We start from the raw sequence: 14,883 nt of genomic DNA, 5'->3' as shown, positions 1-14,883 counted from the left end.
TCACATTTTTTATTTTCCTGTAGAGCTAAATTCATACTAAACAAAGATTTTGAAATAAAAGACTAACATTGTTACATAACGTTAGCATTTCATTTCCCTAAAATAAGCTAATTTTTACCAGAAAAAATAGCATAAAAATCTAGTTATCCGCATAAAAACTGGACTTATCACACTTTATCAAGGTCAAAACCACTCAATTTACTACTAATTTACTACTTATGAATGAGCTTTGATACGACGATTTATCCTTGAAAAGTGAAGATATAAAGATACTTCCAATAAAATTTGAATATTTAATAGGTAGACACTTCAAAAAATGAGGTGTCTATTTTTTTACCCGATTTTGAAAGGAAGTGAACTTATGAAAACAAAAAATCAAGAATCAAAAGGTCGTTCCCCACTCTTTAAGACCATCAAACATTCATTCAGCCAATAAAAAAGAAAGGATAGGTAAAAATATGGAACTTAAATTTGTGATTCCCAACATGGAAAAAACATTCGGCAATTTAGAATTTGCTGGCGAGGATAAAGTCGTTCAGCGAAGAATCAACGGACGGCTAACTGTCTTATCAAGAAGCTATAATCTCTATTCTGATGTTCAAAGAGCAGATGATATTGTGGTGGTGCTTCCTGCTGAAGCTGGCGAAAAACATTTCGGCTTTGAGGAACGTGTGAAGTTAGTCAATCCACGTATTACCGCAGAGGGCTACAAAATCGGCACTCGTGGTTTTACAAATTACCTTTTACATGCTGACGACATGATAAAAGAATAAAGAAAGAGAGGAAAAATGATGAGATTAGCAAATGGCATTGTATTAGATAAAGACACGACTTTTGGAGAATTGAAATTCTCTGCTCTACGTCGTGAAGTGAGAATCCAAAATGAAGACGGGTCGGTTTCAGATGAAATCAAGGAACGTACCTATGACTTAAAATCCAAAGGACAAGGACGCATGATTCAAGTAAGTATTCCTGCCAGCGTGCCTTTGAAAGAGTTTGATTATAACGCACGGGTGGAACTTATCAATCCCATTGCGGACACCGTTGCTACTGCCACCTATCAAGGAGCAGATGTTGACTGGTATATCAAGGCAGACGATATTGTGCTGACAAAGGATTCTAGTTCATTCAAAGCTCAACCACAAGCAAAGAAAGAACCGACACAAGACAAATAGTCGCTAGGTAGAAAGGAGACTTTTTCGCATGAAACAGCGTGGTAAAAGGATTCGCCCATCTGGTAAAGATTTAGTCTTTCATTTTACGATAGCGTCACTCCTGCCTGTTTTCCTGCTGGTTGTCGGACTGTTTCATGTGAAGACAATCCAGCAGATCAACTGGCAGGATTTTAACCTATCACAAGCAGATAAGATTGACATTCCCTATTTAATTATCAGTTTCAGTGTCGCAATTCTTATCTGCTTGCTGGTAGCGTTTGTATTCAAACGGGTTCGCTATGATACGGTTAAACAACTTTACCACCGTCAAAAACTGGCAAAGATGATACTTGAAAACAAGTGGTATGAATCTGAACAGGTCAAAACAGAGGGTTTCTTTAAAGATAGTGCTGGTCGTACAAAGGAAAAGATAACCTACTTCCCTAAAATGTATTATCGACTTAAAAATGGCTTGATACAGATACGGGTGGAAATCACTTGGGAAAATATCAAGACCAACTCTTACACTTGGAAAAGAAATTAGAGAGTGGCTTGTACTGTGAGCTGACGGATAAAGAGTTAAAGGATTCCTATGTGGAATATACTTTGCTCTATGACACCATAGCCAGTCGTATTTCTATTGATGAAGTAGAAGCTAAAGATGGTAAACTTCGCTTAATGAAAAACGTATGGTGGGAATATGATAAGCTCCCTCATATGTTGATTGCTGGTGGTACAGGTGGCGGTAAAACTTACTTTATACTGACACTGATTGAAGCCTTGCTTCATACAGATTCAAAACTGTATATTCTTGACCCGAAAAATGCTGATCTTGCGGACTTAGGTTCTGTGATGGCAAATGTCTACTATAGAAAAGAAGACTTGCTTTCTTGCATTGAAACATTCTATGAAGAAATGATGAAACGTAGTGAGGAAATGAAGCAGATGAAGAACTATAAGACTGGCAAAAATTATGCTTACTTAGGTCTCCCGGCACACTTCTTAATCTTTGATGAATACGTCGCTTTCATGGAAATGCTGGGAACAAAAGAAAACACCGCAGTTATGAATAAGCTGAAACAGATTGTCATGTTAGGTCGTCAAGCTGGCTTCTTTCTAATACTGGCTTGTCAACGTCCAGACGCAAAATATTTAGGCGACGGAATCCGTGATCAGTTTAATTTCAGAGTGGCTTTAGGTCGTATGTCTGAAATGGGCTATGGCATGATGTTTGGCAGTGACGTACAAAAGGATTTCTTCTTAAAGCGAATCAAAGGTCGTGGCTATGTTGATGTAGGAACAAGTGTCATATCAGAGTTTTATACTCCCCTTGTACCAAAAGGATATGATTTCTTGGAGGAAATTAAAAAGTTATCCAACAGCAGACAGTCCACGCAGGCGACGTGCGAAGCGGAAGTCGCAGGTGTGGACTGATCTTGCTGGCTGGTGTGGCAATAGCCACGCCAGCACTTAACCCCCCGTATCTAACAGGGGGGTACAAATCGACAGGAAACAGTCAAAAAAACATTAGAAAATCCTTTGGTTACAAGGGATTTACAAAATTTCAGCGTATGTCAAATGGGCTTTAAAAGTTGACATACGCCTTTTTGATTGGAGGGATTTTTACTGAATGAACAAACTTGGTTACAGCATTTAAAAGAAAAACGCTTGGCTTATGGACTATCTCAAAACCGTTTAGCTGTTGCGACTGGTATTACAAGGCAGTATCTAAGCGATATTGAAACAGGAAAAGTCAAGCCATCAGAGGATTTACAGCAGTCCCTTTGGGAAGCTCTGGAACGCTTCAATCCCGACGCTCCCCTTGAAATGCTGTTTGATTATGTAAGAATTCGCTTTCCGACAACAGACGTACAGCAGGTGGTCGAAAACATCTTACAACTGAAACTGTCCTATTTTCTTCATGAGGACTATGGTTTCTATTCTTATTCAGAGCATTATGCTTTAGGCGACATATTCGTCCTTTGCTCCCATGAACTGGACAAAGGAGTTCTGGTGGAATTGAAAGGTCGTGGGTGCAGACAATTTGAAAGCTATCTTCTGGCACAACAAAGAAGCTGGTATGAGTTCTTTATGGACGTTTTGGTGGCTGGCGGTGTGATGAAACGCCTTGACCTTGCCATTAACGATAAGACAGGGATTTTAAATATCCCTGTACTCACTGAAAAGTGCCAACAGGAAGAATGTATCTCCGTCTTCCGCAGTTTTAAAAGCTATCGCAGTGGCGAACTGGTACGCAAAGAGGAAAAGGAATGTATGGGAAACACCCTCTATATCGGTTCATTACAAAGTGAAGTTTATTTCTGTATCTATGAAAAGGACTACGAGCAGTACAAGAAAAATGATATTCCCATTGAAGACGCTGAAGTAAAAAACCGTTTTGAGATTCGATTGAAAAATGAGCGTGCTATTATGCAGTCCGTGATTTACTCGTCTATGACAATCCAGAGCATACCGCCTTTAAAATTATCAATCGGTATATCCGTTTTGTAGATAAAGACGATTCCAAACCTCGTTCTGATTGGAAACTGAATGAAGAATGGGCTTGGTTTATTGGGAACAATCGTGAACGATTAAAACTAACCACAAAACCAGAGCCTTACTCCTTCCAAAGGACGCTGAACTGGCTATCTCATCAAGTTGCCCCGACCTTAAAGGTTGCGATTAAACTTGATGAAATCAACCAGACGCAGGTTGTAAAAGACATTCTCGACCATGCGAAACTGACAGACCGACACAAGCAGATTTTGAAGCAACAGTCAGTAAAAGAACAGGACGTGATAACAACAAAAAAATAACTCAAATACAAATTCATTGAATATAGAGAGGAGAACATTTTTATGAATTTTGGACAAAACCTTTATAACTGGTTTCTATCAAACGCTCAATCACTGGTGCTTTTAGCAATCGTTGTGATTGGCTTGTATCTTGGCTTCAAGCGTGAGTTTAGCAAACTGATTGGCTTTTTAATTATTGCGATTATTGCGGTTGGCTTAGTCTTCAACGCTGCTGGAGTAAAAGACATTTTACTAGAGCTATTCAATCGCATTATTGGTGCTTAAATAAAACCGTTCTTTTGTGGAATATAAGTGGTTTTCTTATGTTCCGCAAAGGAATGGTACACCAAACGAAGTGCGGTAGGGATTTTTGAATCTCTACAAAGAAAGGACGTGAATATATGGACGATATGCAAGTCTATATTGCGAATTTAGGCAAATACAATGAGGGCGAATTGGTCGGTGCGTGGTTTACCTTTCCCATTGACTTTGAGGAAGTCAAAGAGAAAATCGGCTTGAATGATGAATATGAGGAATACGCCATTCATGACTACGAGTTACCCTTTACGGTTGACGAATACACTTCCATTGGCGAACTCAATCGACTATGGGAAATGGTATCGGAATTACCCGAAGAATTACAATCGGAGCTATCTGCTCTGCTCACTCATTTTTCAAGCATTGAAGAACTAAGCGAACATCAAGAGGATATTATCATTCATTCCGATTGTGATGATATGTATGACGTGGCACGCTACTACATTGAAGAAACGGGTGCTTTAGGCGAAGTACCAGCTAGTCTTCAAAACTATATTGATTATCAAGCCTATGGTCGGGATTTAGACCTTTCAGGAACGTTTATCTCAACCAATCATGGAATTTTTGAAATCGTCTATTAAATCTGTCGGTACATTACTACTGGCAGATTTTCTATTTTACGGGGTGGCTCAATCAGCTACCCCTATTTTTTATGAAAGGATTGATTACATGAAGAAAATACGAAGCTATACCAGTATCTGGTCTGTGGAAAAGGTACTGTATTCTATCAATGATTTTAGACTTCCGTTTCCCATAACCTTTACGCAAATGACATGGTTTGTCGTGTCACTCTTTGCAGTGATGATACTTGGCAACTTGCCCCCTCTTTCCATGATAGAGGGAGCATTTCTCAAATACTTTGGGATTCCTGTGGCTTTCACATGGTTTATGTCTACAAAAACTTTTGATGGTAAAAAGCCTTATGGATTTTTGAAGTCTGTCATTGCTTATGCACTGCGACCAAAGCTGACCTATGCAGGAAAAAAAGTAACGCTTGGCAGAAACCAGCCACAAGAAGCCATTACAGCAGTTAGGAGTGAATTTTATGGCATATCCAATTAAATACATTGAAAACAATCTCGTCTGGAATAAAGACGGGGAATGTTATGCTTACTATGAGCTTGTTCCTTACAATTACTCATTTCTAAGTCCAGAACAGAAAATACAAGTGCATGATTCTTTCAGACAGCTTATCGCACAAAATCGTGATGGCAAAATTCATGCTTTACAAATCAGTACAGAATCCAGCATACGTTCTGCACAAGAGCGTTCCAAAAATGAAGTCACTGGCAAGCTCAAAGCGGTTGCCTATGACAAAATCGACCAACAGACAGACGCTTTAATATCCATGATTGGCGAAAATCAAGTGAACTACCGTTTCTTTATCGGCTTTAAGTTGCTTCTCAACGATCAGGAGTTTTCTATGAAAAGTCTTACCGTTGAAGCAAAAAATGCTTTGTCTGATTTTGTCTATGATGTGAACCATAAGCTGATGGGCGATTTTGTTAGTATGAGTAATGATGAAATCCTGCGTTTTCAGAAGATGGAAAAGCTCTTAGAAAATAAAATCTCTCGTCGTTTCAAAATCCGCAGGTTAGATAAGGACGACTTCGGCTATCTGATTGAACACCTTTACGGACAGACAGGCACTGCCTATGAAGAGTATGAGTACCATCTATCAAAGAAAAAGCTGGATAATGAAACGCTGATTAAATACTATGACTTGATTAAGCCTACTCGCTGTTTGGTGGAAGAAAAACAGCGATATTTGAAAATCCAGCAGGAAGATGAAACCGTCTATGTAGCTTACTTTACCATTAACAGCATTGTCGGAGAACTGGACTTCCCGTCCTCTGAAATCTTCTACTACCAGCAACAGCAATTTACATTCCCGATTGATACGTCAATGAATGTGGAAATTGTAGCGAATCGTAAAGCCCTATCTACTGTCCGCAATAAAAAGAAAGAACTGAAAGACTTGGATAACCACGCTTGGCAAAGTGATAATGAAACCAGCTCCAATGTGGCGGAAGCTCTGGAAAGTGTGAATGAGCTGGAAACCAATTTAGACCAAAGCAAGGAATCTATGTACAAGCTGTCTTATGTGGTAAGGGTATCAGCAAATGATCTTGACGAACTCAAACGTCGTTGTAATGAAGTGAAAGATTTTTATGACGATTTAAGCGTAAAACTGGTACGACCATTTGGGGATATGCTCGGCTTACATGAAGAATTTTTACCTGCCAGCAAGCGTTATATGAATGATTATATTCAATACGTGACCTCTGATTTCCTCGCTGGTTTAGGTTTTGGTGCTACTCAAATGCTGGGGGAAAATGAGGGGATTTATGTTGGCTACAGCTTAGATACTGGACGCAATGTCTATCTGAAACCTGCTCTTGCCAGTCAAGGGGTTAAGGGTTCAGTAACCAATGCGTTAGCGTCGGCTTTTGTTGGTTCGCTGGGTGGTGGTAAATCCTTTGCGAATAACCTTATCGTCTATTATGCGGTGCTTTATGGGGCACAAGCAGTGATTGTAGACCCAAAAGCAGAACGTGGCAGATGGAAAGAAACCTTGCCAGAGATTTCCCATGAAATCAATATCGTCACTCTGACTTCTGATGAGAAAAACAAAGGCTTACTTGACCCTTATGTGATTATGAAAAATCCCAAAGATTCTGAATCACTGGCTATTGATATTCTGACATTCCTTACGGGGATTTCCTCTCGTGATGGGGAACGCTTCCCAATCCTTAGAAAAGCCATTCGTGCAGTAACCAATAGTGAAGTACGAGGGTTGATGAAAGTGATTGAGGAATTACGGGTTGAGAATACGCCACTAAGTACCAGTATAGCCGACCATATCGAAAGTTTTACAGACTATGACTTTGCACATTTATTATTCAGTAATGGTTATGTGGAGCAGTCTATCAGCTTAGAAAAACAACTGAACATTATACAGGTTGCGGACTTGGTACTTCCCGACAAGGAAACTTCCTTTGAGGAATATACCACTATGGAGCTTTTATCCGTTGCTATGCTGATTGTCATTAGTACCTTTGCTTTAGACTTTATCCATACAGACCGAAGCATTTTCAAGATTGTAGATTTAGACGAAGCATGGAGCTTTTTACAGGTAGCACAAGGAAAAACACTATCTATGAAGCTGGTTCGGGCTGGTCGTGCTATGAACGCTGGGGTATATTTCGTGACCCAAAATACAGACGACCTCTTAGATGAAAAACTGAAAAATAACCTCGGCTTAAAATTTGCATTTCGTTCCACTGACCTTAACGAGATTAAAAAGACCTTAGCCTTTTTTGGTGTAGACCCAGAGGACGAAAACAATCAGAAGCGATTGCGTGATTTGGAAAACGGGCAATGCCTTATCAGTGATTTATATGGTCGTGTCGGTGTGATACAGTTCCACCCTGTATTTGAAGAACTGCTCCATGCCTTTGATACCAGACCACCTGTGCGAAAAGAGGTGTAAATGTGAAACCATCAATAGTAAACAGAATAAAATCAAACTGGACGCTGAAACGTCTAGGTAAAGTGGCAATGACAGTGGCTTTCACACTTGTGATTGCCATTTTTCTTTTAGCCATGCTGGGAACGGTGGTTCAAGCTGCGGGCTTGGTAGATGATACGGTCAATGTGGCAAATGAATACAGCCGATACCCACTTGAAAACTATCAACTGGATTTTTATGTGGATAATAGCTGGGGCTGGCTTCCGTGGAACTGGTCGGACGGGATTGGAAAACAGGTCATGTATGGACTATATGCCATTACCAATTTTATTTGGACAATCAGTTTGTATGTTTCCAATGCGACAGGTTACTTAGTACAGGAAGCCTATTCCTTAGACTTCATTTCCGCTACAGCAGATTCCATTGGTAAGAATATGCAGACCTTAGCTGGTGTGAGTGCAAACGGATTTTCAACAGAGGGTTTCTATGTTGGATTCCTCTTACTCTTGATTTTGGTTCTTGGGGTTTATGTTGCCTATACGGGACTGATAAAGAGAGAAACCACAAAGGCAATTCATGCCATTATGAATTTTGTGCTGGTGTTTATCCTATCGGCTTCCTTTATTGCCTACGCTCCCGACTACATTAAAAAAATCAATGACTTTTCATCAGACATCAGTAATGCCAGTTTATCACTTGGCACGAAGATTGTCATGCCCCATTCCGATAGTCAAGGCAAGGACAGAGTGGACTTAATCAGAGATAGCCTGTTTTCCATACAGGTTCAGCAACCGTGGCTACTGCTTCAATACAACAGTTCAGACATTGAAAGTATCGGTATTGACCGTGTGGAAAGCCTGCTCTCCACCAGCCCAGATTCCAACAATGGCGAAGACAGAGAAAAAATTGTTGCGGAAGAAATTGAAGACAGAAGCAATACCAATCTAACCATTACAAAGACCATTAACCGTTTAGGTACAGTCTTCTTCCTATTTGTCTTCAATATTGGGATTTCCATATTTGTATTCCTATTAACAGGAATCATGATTTTCTCGCAGGTACTTTTTATCATCTATGCTATGTTTCTGCCTGTGAGCTTTATTTTAAGCATGATTCCATCATTTGATGGTATGTCAAAACGAGCCATAACAAAGCTCTTTAATACCATTTTGACACGAGCTGGAATCACATTGATTATTACGACAGCATTTAGTATTTCAACCATGCTCTATACCTTATCGGCTGGTTATCCGTTCTTTTTGATTGCTTTTCTACAGATTGTGACCTTTGCAGGAATCTACTTCAAGCTGGGCGATTTAATGAGTATGTTTTCTCTACAGAGTAACGATTCTCAAAGTGTGGGAAGTCGTGTGATGAGAAAACCTCGTATGCTTATGCACGCTCACATGCACCGTCTACAGCGGAAACTTGGACGTTCCATGACTACTCTAGGAGCTGGGTCTGCCATTGTTACAGGTAAAAAAGGACAGTCGGGTTCGGGGAGTTCTGCAAGGACACAAGCAGATCACTCCCGACCAGACGGAAAGGAAAAATCAACACTTGGAAAACGTATCGGTCAAACCATCGGTACAGTAGCTGATACCAAAGACAGAATGGTAGACACTGCTAGTGGTTTGAAAGAACAGGTTAAAGATTTGCCGACCAATGCAAGATATGCAGTATATCAAGGAAAATCCAAAGTAAAAGAGAATGTCCGTGATTTAACCAGTAGTATTTCTCAAACCAAAGCGGACAGAGCCAGTGGACGCAAGGAACAGCAGGAACAAAGGCGAAAAACCATTGCGAAGCGTTGCTCTGAAATGGAACAGGTCAAACAGAAAAAACAGCCTGCTTCTTCTGTTCATGAAAGACCGACTACAAGACAAGAACAATATCATGATGAACAGACCTCAAAACAGTCTAATATTCAGACTTCATATAAGGAATCTCAACAAGCCAAACAAGAGCGTCCAGCAGTTAAGTCCGATTTTTCAAGTCCAAAAGTGGAACGCCAAGGCAATACCGTTCAAGAAAAAACCGTTCAAAAGCCAGCAACTTCAACCACTACAGCAGATAGAACTTCACAACGTCCAATCACAAAAGAACGTCCGTCTACTGTTCAAAGAGTACCACTACAAAATACAAGAAGTAGACCACCAATCAAAACCGCCACCATTAAGAAAGTCGGTAAGAAACCATGAAGTTGAAAACTTTAGTGATTGGTGGTTCTGGATTATTCTTGATGGTCTTCTCACTGCTTCTGTTTGTTGCCATTTTATTTTCAGATGAACAGGACAGCGGAATTTCCAATATTCATTATGGAGGTGTGAATGTTTCCGCAGAAGTGCTGGCTCATAAGCCTATGGTAGAAAAATATGCCAAAGAATATGGCGTTGAAGAATATGTCAACATACTTCTTGCGATTATACAGGTGGAATCGGGCGGTACTGCGGAAGATGTTATGCAGTCCTCGGAATCCCTCGGTCTTCCACCTAATTCATTGAGTACAGAAGAATCCATTAAGCAAGGTGTGAAGTATTTCAGTGAATTATTAGCCAGTAGCGAAAGGCTCAGTGTAGATTTAGAATCGGTTATCCAGTCCTACAATTATGGTGGTGGTTTCTTAGGGTATGTGGCTAATCGTGGAAATAAATATACCTTTGAACTGGCTCAAAGTTTCTCAAAAGAGTATTCAGGTGGCGAAAAAGTGTCTTACCCCAATCCCATAGCCATACCTATCAATGGGGGCTGGCGATACAACTATGGCAATATGTTTTATGTGCAACTGGTAACGCAGTATCTTGTCACAACAGAGTTTGATGATGATACGGTACAAGCCATCATGGACGAAGCACTGAAATATGAGGGCTGGCGATACGTTTACGGTGGAGCTTCCCCGACTACTTCTTTTGATTGTAGCGGACTGACACAATGGACGTATGGAAAAGCTGGAATTAACTTACCACGAACCGCACAACAGCAATATGATGTGACCCAGCATATCCCACTATCGGAAGCACAAGCTGGCGATTTGGTTTTCTTTCATTCTACCTATAACGCTGGCTCTTATATTACTCATGTTGGGATATACCTTGGCAATAACCGTATGTTTCATGCAGGCGACCCAATCGGTTATGCCGACTTAACAAGCCCCTACTGGCAACAGCATTTAGTGGGAGCAGGACGAATCAAACAATGAGAAAGGAAGATTTAATGATGAAATTTAGAAAAAATCAGAATAAAGAAAAACAGATACCAAAGGAAAAGAAACCTCGTGTCTACTATAAGGTCAATCCTCATAAAAAGGTTGTGATTGCCTTGTGGGTACTTTTAGGGCTTAGTTTCAGCTTTGCGATATTCAAGCACTTTACAGCTATAGATACTCATACTATTCACGAAACAACTATCATAGAAAAGGAATACGTTGATACTCATCATGTAGAAAATTTTGTAGAGAACTTTGCGAAAGTCTACTATTCATGGGAGCAATCCGATAAGTCCATTGATAATCGAATGGAAAGTCTAAAAGGCTATCTGACAGATGAACTTCAAGCTCTCAATGTTGATACAGTACGCAAAGATATTCCTGTATCGTCTTCTGTAAGAGGATTTCAGATATGGACGGTAGAGCCAACTGGCGACAATGAGTTTAATGTAACCTACAGTGTAGACTAGCTCATTACAGAGGGAGAAAATACAAAGACCGTCCACTCTGCTTATATAGTGAGTGTCTATGTAGATGGTTCTGGAAATATGGTACTGGTTAAGAATCCGACCATTACCAACATACCTAAGAAATCAAGTTATAAACCAAAAGCCATTGAAAGTGAGGGGACGGTTGATTCCATTACAACCAATGAAATCAATGAGTTTTTAACGACGTTCTTCAAGCTCTATCCTACAGCGACAGCCAGTGAACTTTCCTACTATGTGAATGACGGGATATTAAAACCAATCGGAAAAGAGTACATCTTTCAAGAACTGGTAAATCCTATTCACAATCGTAAGGATAATCAAGTCACGGTATCGCTGACAGTGGAGTATATCGACCAGCAGACCAAAGCAACGCAGGTATCTCAATTTGATTTGGTACTTGAAAAGAACGGGAGTAATTGGAAGATTATAGAATAACAAATATTGGTACATTATTACAGCTATTTTGTAATCACGTACTCTCTTTGATAAAAAATTGGAGATTCCTTGACAAATATGCTCTTACGTGCTATTATTTAAGTATCTATTTAAAAGGAGTTAATAAATATGCGGCAAGGTATTCTTAAATAAACTGTCAATTTGATAGTGGGAACAAATAATTGGATGTCCTTTTTTAGGAGGGCTTAGTTTTTTGTACCCAGTTTAAGAATACCTTTATCATGTGATTCTAAAGTATCCAGAGAATATCTGTATGCTTTGTATACCTATGGTTATGCATAAAAATCCCAGTGATAAAAGTATTTATCACTGGGATTTTTATGCCCTTTTGGGTTTTTGAATGGAGGAAAATCACATGAAAATTATTAATATTGGAGTTTTAGCTCATGTTGATGCAGGAAAAACTACCTTAACAGAAAGCTTATTATATAACAGTGGAGCGATTACAGAATTAGGAAGCGTGGACAAAGGTACAACGAGGACGGATAATACGCTTTTAGAACGTCAGAGAGGAATTACAATTCAGACAGGAATAACCTCTTTTCAGTGGGAAAATACGAAGGTGAACATCATAGACACGCCAGGACATATGGATTTCTTAGCAGAAGTATATCGTTCATTATCAGTTTTAGATGGGGCAATTCTACTGATTTCTGCAAAAGATGGCGTACAAGCACAAACTCGTATATTATTTCATGCACTTAGGAAAATGGGGATTCCCACAATCTTTTTTATCAATAAGATTGACCAAAATGGAATTGATTTATCAACGGTTTATCAGGATATTAAAGAGAAACTTTCTGCCGAAATTGTAATCAAACAGAAGGTAGAACTGTATCCTAATATGTGTGTGACGAACTTTACCGAATCTGAACAATGGGATACGGTAATAGAGGGAAACGATGACCTTTTAGAGAAATATATGTCCGGTAAATCATTAGAAGCATTGGAACTCGAACAAGAGGAAAGCATAAGATTTCAGAATTGTTCTCTGTTCCCTGTTTATCACGGAAGTGCAAAAAACAATATAGGGATTGATAACCTTATAGAAGTGATTACGAATAAATTTTATTCATCAACACATCGAGGTCAGTCTGAACTTTGCGGAAAAGTTTTCAAAATTGAGTATTCGGAAAAAAGACAGCGTCTTGCATATATACGTCTTTATAGTGGCGTACTGCATTTGCGAGATTCGGTTAGAATATCGGAAAAGGAAAAAATAAAAATTACAGAAATGTATACTTCAATAAATGGTGAATTATGTAAAATCGATAAGGCTTATTCCGGGGAAATTGTTATTTTGCAGAATGAGTTTTTGAAGTTAAATAGTGTTCTTGGAGATACAAAGCTATTGCCACAGAGAGAGAGAATTGAAAATCCCCTCCCTCTGCTGCAAACGACTGTTGAACCGAGCAAACCTCAACAAAGGGAAATGTTGCTTGATGCACTTTTAGAAATCTCCGACAGTGACCCGCTTCTGCGATATTATGTGGATTCTGCGACACATGAAATCATACTTTCTTTCTTAGGGAAAGTACAAATGGAAGTGACTTGTGCTCTGCTGCAAGAAAAGTATCATGTGGAGATAGAAATAAAAGAGCCTACAGTCATTTATATGGAAAGACCGTTAAAAAAAGCAGAGTATACCATTCACATCGAAGTGCCGCCAAATCCTTTCTGGGCTTCCATTGGTTTATCTGTATCACCGCTTCCGTTGGGAAGTGGAATGCAGTATGAGAGCTCGGTTTCTCTTGGATACTTAAATCAATCATTTCAAAATGCAGTTATGGAAGGGATACGCTATGGTTGCGAACAAGGATTATATGGTTGGAATGTGACGGACTGTAAAATCTGTTTTAAGTATGGCTTATACTATAGCCCTGTTAGTACCCCAGCAGATTTTCGGATGCTTGCTCCTATTGTATTGGAACAAGTCTTAAAAAAAGCTGGAACAGAATTGTTAGAGCCATATCTTAGTTTTAAAATTTATGCGCCACAGGAATATCTTTCACGAGCATACAACGATGCTCCTAAATATTGTGCGAACATCGTAGACACTCAATTGAAAAATAATGAGGTCATTCTTAGTGGAGAAATCCCTGCTCGGTGTATTCAAGAATATCGTAGTGATTTAACTTTCTTTACAAATGGACGTAGTGTTTGTTTAACAGAGTTAAAAGGGTACCATGTTACTACCGGTGAACCTGTTTGCCAGCCCCGTCGTCCAAATAGTCGGATAGATAAAGTACGATATATGTTCAATAAAATAACTTAGTGTATTTTATGTTGTTATATAAATATGGTTTCTTGTTAAATAAGATGAAATATTTTTTAATAAAGATTTGAATTAAAGTGTAAAGGAGGAGATAGTTATTATAAACTACAAGTGGATATTGTGTCCTGTATGTGGAAATAAAACACGATTAAAGATAAGGGAAGATACTGAATTAAAAAAATTCCCCCTCTATTGTCCGAAATGCAGACAAGAAAATTTAATTGAAATAAAGCAGTTCAAAGTAACTGTGATTACAGAGCCAGACGCAAAGACGCAGAGCCGATAAAATGAGATTAATACAATCTCATTTTATCGGCTCTTTCCGTTATGTATGGATTCTTTTAATTAGTCTTCGATGTTTCTTGCTTCGTTGATACCGCTGGCTAAAGATTCCATTAAGGATAGTTCTTTGTCTGTAAAGCTATCCATGTATTTCTCTATCTGTAATCGTCGGGTGCTTTTTACCAAGTTATTAGCAGGTAAGAAAAATTCATCAACGGAAACATGAAGTAACGATACAAGGTCATAAAGAACTTGTATGCTGGGGTGTTGCCCTTTATTTTCAATATTAGTTAAGTACCGTGGGTCAATTTCAATCAATGCTCCCACTTGTTCACGAGTTAAACCTCGTTTCAATCGAGCTTCTTTAATGGCTAAACCAAAGGCTCTAAAATCATATTTATCTTCTTTTTTACGCATAGTAGACCACCTCTATAC

The 14,883-nt window shown here is 39.1% G+C and carries 12 protein-coding genes and 4 pseudogenes; 15 read left to right on the top strand and 1 reads right to left on the bottom strand.

Annotated features, from left to right (window positions below):
* Positions 1-458: 458 nt before the first annotated feature.
* The 15 genes and pseudogenes from GEZ84_RS02915 (at position 459) to GEZ84_RS02845 (ending at position 14,452) form a co-directional block, all read left to right on the top strand.
* A complete protein-coding gene (locus GEZ84_RS02915) occupies positions 459-773 on the top strand; it encodes a YdcP family protein (protein WP_000420682.1) in 315 nt (104 codons plus the stop codon).
* A gap of 15 nt (positions 774-788) precedes the next feature.
* Positions 789-1,175: a YdcP family protein gene (locus tag GEZ84_RS02910; RefSeq protein ID WP_000985015.1), complete on the top strand. Its 387-nt coding sequence runs from the start codon at positions 789-791 to the stop codon at positions 1,173-1,175.
* Between the two features lie 28 nt (positions 1,176-1,203).
* Positions 1,204-2,588 (top strand): annotated as a pseudogene (locus GEZ84_RS02905) (FtsK/SpoIIIE domain-containing protein).
* A gap of 2 nt (positions 2,589-2,590) precedes the next feature.
* On the top strand, positions 2,591-2,743 hold the full coding sequence (locus GEZ84_RS02900) for a hypothetical protein (RefSeq protein ID WP_000879507.1): 153 nt from the start codon (positions 2,591-2,593) through the stop codon (positions 2,741-2,743).
* Between the two features lie 22 nt (positions 2,744-2,765).
* Positions 2,766-3,970, top strand: a pseudogene (mobT, locus tag GEZ84_RS02895) (MobT family relaxase).
* A 42-nt stretch (positions 3,971-4,012) separates the two neighbouring features.
* On the top strand, positions 4,013-4,234 hold the full coding sequence (locus GEZ84_RS02890; RefSeq protein WP_001009056.1) for a hypothetical protein: 222 nt from the start codon (positions 4,013-4,015) through the stop codon (positions 4,232-4,234).
* Between the two features lie 116 nt (positions 4,235-4,350).
* A complete protein-coding gene (locus tag GEZ84_RS02885) occupies positions 4,351-4,848 on the top strand; it encodes an antirestriction protein ArdA (protein ID WP_000342539.1) in 498 nt (165 codons plus the stop codon).
* Between the two features lie 88 nt (positions 4,849-4,936).
* Positions 4,937-5,329: a conjugal transfer protein gene (locus GEZ84_RS02880; RefSeq protein ID WP_000723888.1), complete on the top strand. Its 393-nt coding sequence runs from the start codon at positions 4,937-4,939 to the stop codon at positions 5,327-5,329.
* Positions 5,313-7,760 (top strand): ATP-binding protein, encoded by a 2,448-nt coding sequence (locus tag GEZ84_RS02875; RefSeq protein WP_000331160.1) that lies wholly within the window; start codon positions 5,313-5,315, stop codon positions 7,758-7,760. Before GEZ84_RS02880 ends, GEZ84_RS02875 begins: the two co-directional genes overlap by 17 nt.
* A 2-nt stretch (positions 7,761-7,762) precedes the next feature.
* Entirely contained in the window at positions 7,763-9,940 is a 2,178-nt protein-coding gene (locus tag GEZ84_RS02870) for a CD3337/EF1877 family mobilome membrane protein (protein ID WP_319946409.1), read from the top strand.
* Entirely contained in the window at positions 9,937-10,938 is a 1,002-nt protein-coding gene (locus GEZ84_RS02865; RefSeq protein WP_000769868.1) for a lysozyme family protein, read from the top strand. The genes GEZ84_RS02870 and GEZ84_RS02865 overlap by 4 nt, the downstream gene beginning before the upstream one ends.
* Positions 10,935-11,870, top strand: a pseudogene (locus GEZ84_RS02860) (conjugal transfer protein). Before GEZ84_RS02865 ends, GEZ84_RS02860 begins: the two are co-directional and overlap by 4 nt.
* A 313-nt stretch (positions 11,871-12,183) precedes the next feature.
* Positions 12,184-12,231, top strand: a pseudogene (locus GEZ84_RS11115) (hypothetical protein); the annotation flags it as partial.
* A 15-nt stretch (positions 12,232-12,246) separates the two neighbouring features.
* Positions 12,247-14,166, top strand: coding sequence for a tetracycline resistance ribosomal protection protein Tet(M) (gene tet(M) / locus GEZ84_RS02850; protein ID WP_000691744.1), 1,920 nt, complete (start codon positions 12,247-12,249; stop codon positions 14,164-14,166).
* Positions 14,167-14,284: 118 nt separating this feature from the next.
* Positions 14,285-14,452, top strand: a complete 168-nt coding sequence (locus GEZ84_RS02845) for a cysteine-rich KTR domain-containing protein (protein WP_000336323.1) — start codon at positions 14,285-14,287, stop codon at positions 14,450-14,452.
* Between the two features lie 59 nt (positions 14,453-14,511).
* Here GEZ84_RS02845 and GEZ84_RS02840 read toward each other — a convergent pair whose 3' ends face one another.
* Positions 14,512-14,865: a helix-turn-helix transcriptional regulator gene (locus GEZ84_RS02840; protein ID WP_001227347.1), complete on the bottom strand. Its 354-nt coding sequence runs from the start codon at positions 14,863-14,865 to the stop codon at positions 14,512-14,514.
* Between the last annotated feature and the right edge of the window lie 18 nt (positions 14,866-14,883).

Origin of the sequence: Streptococcus mitis (assembly GCF_009496155.1) — a bacterium.
Classification (GTDB): Bacteria; Bacillota; Bacilli; order Lactobacillales; family Streptococcaceae; genus Streptococcus; species Streptococcus mitis_BQ.
This window is presented reverse-complemented; position numbering and strand designations above follow the sequence as displayed.

What these genes read in the sequence shown, in the direction of transcription:
- GEZ84_RS02915 (WP_000420682.1), top strand. Translation starts at nt 459, where the DNA reads ATGGAACTTAAATTTGTGATTCCCAACATGGAAAAAACATTCGGCAAT.
- GEZ84_RS02910 (WP_000985015.1), top strand. Translation starts at nt 789, where the DNA reads ATGATGAGATTAGCAAATGGCATTGTATTAGATAAAGACACGACTTTT.
- GEZ84_RS02890 (WP_001009056.1), top strand. Translation starts at nt 4,013, where the DNA reads ATGAATTTTGGACAAAACCTTTATAACTGGTTTCTATCAAACGCTCAA.
- GEZ84_RS02885 (WP_000342539.1), top strand. Translation starts at nt 4,351, where the DNA reads ATGGACGATATGCAAGTCTATATTGCGAATTTAGGCAAATACAATGAG.
- GEZ84_RS02880 (WP_000723888.1), top strand. Translation starts at nt 4,937, where the DNA reads ATGAAGAAAATACGAAGCTATACCAGTATCTGGTCTGTGGAAAAGGTA.
- GEZ84_RS02875 (WP_000331160.1), top strand. Translation starts at nt 5,313, where the DNA reads ATGGCATATCCAATTAAATACATTGAAAACAATCTCGTCTGGAATAAA.
- GEZ84_RS02865 (WP_000769868.1), top strand. Translation starts at nt 9,937, where the DNA reads ATGAAGTTGAAAACTTTAGTGATTGGTGGTTCTGGATTATTCTTGATG.
- GEZ84_RS02840 (WP_001227347.1), bottom strand. Translation starts at nt 14,865, where the DNA reads ATGCGTAAAAAAGAAGATAAATATGATTTTAGAGCCTTTGGTTTAGCC.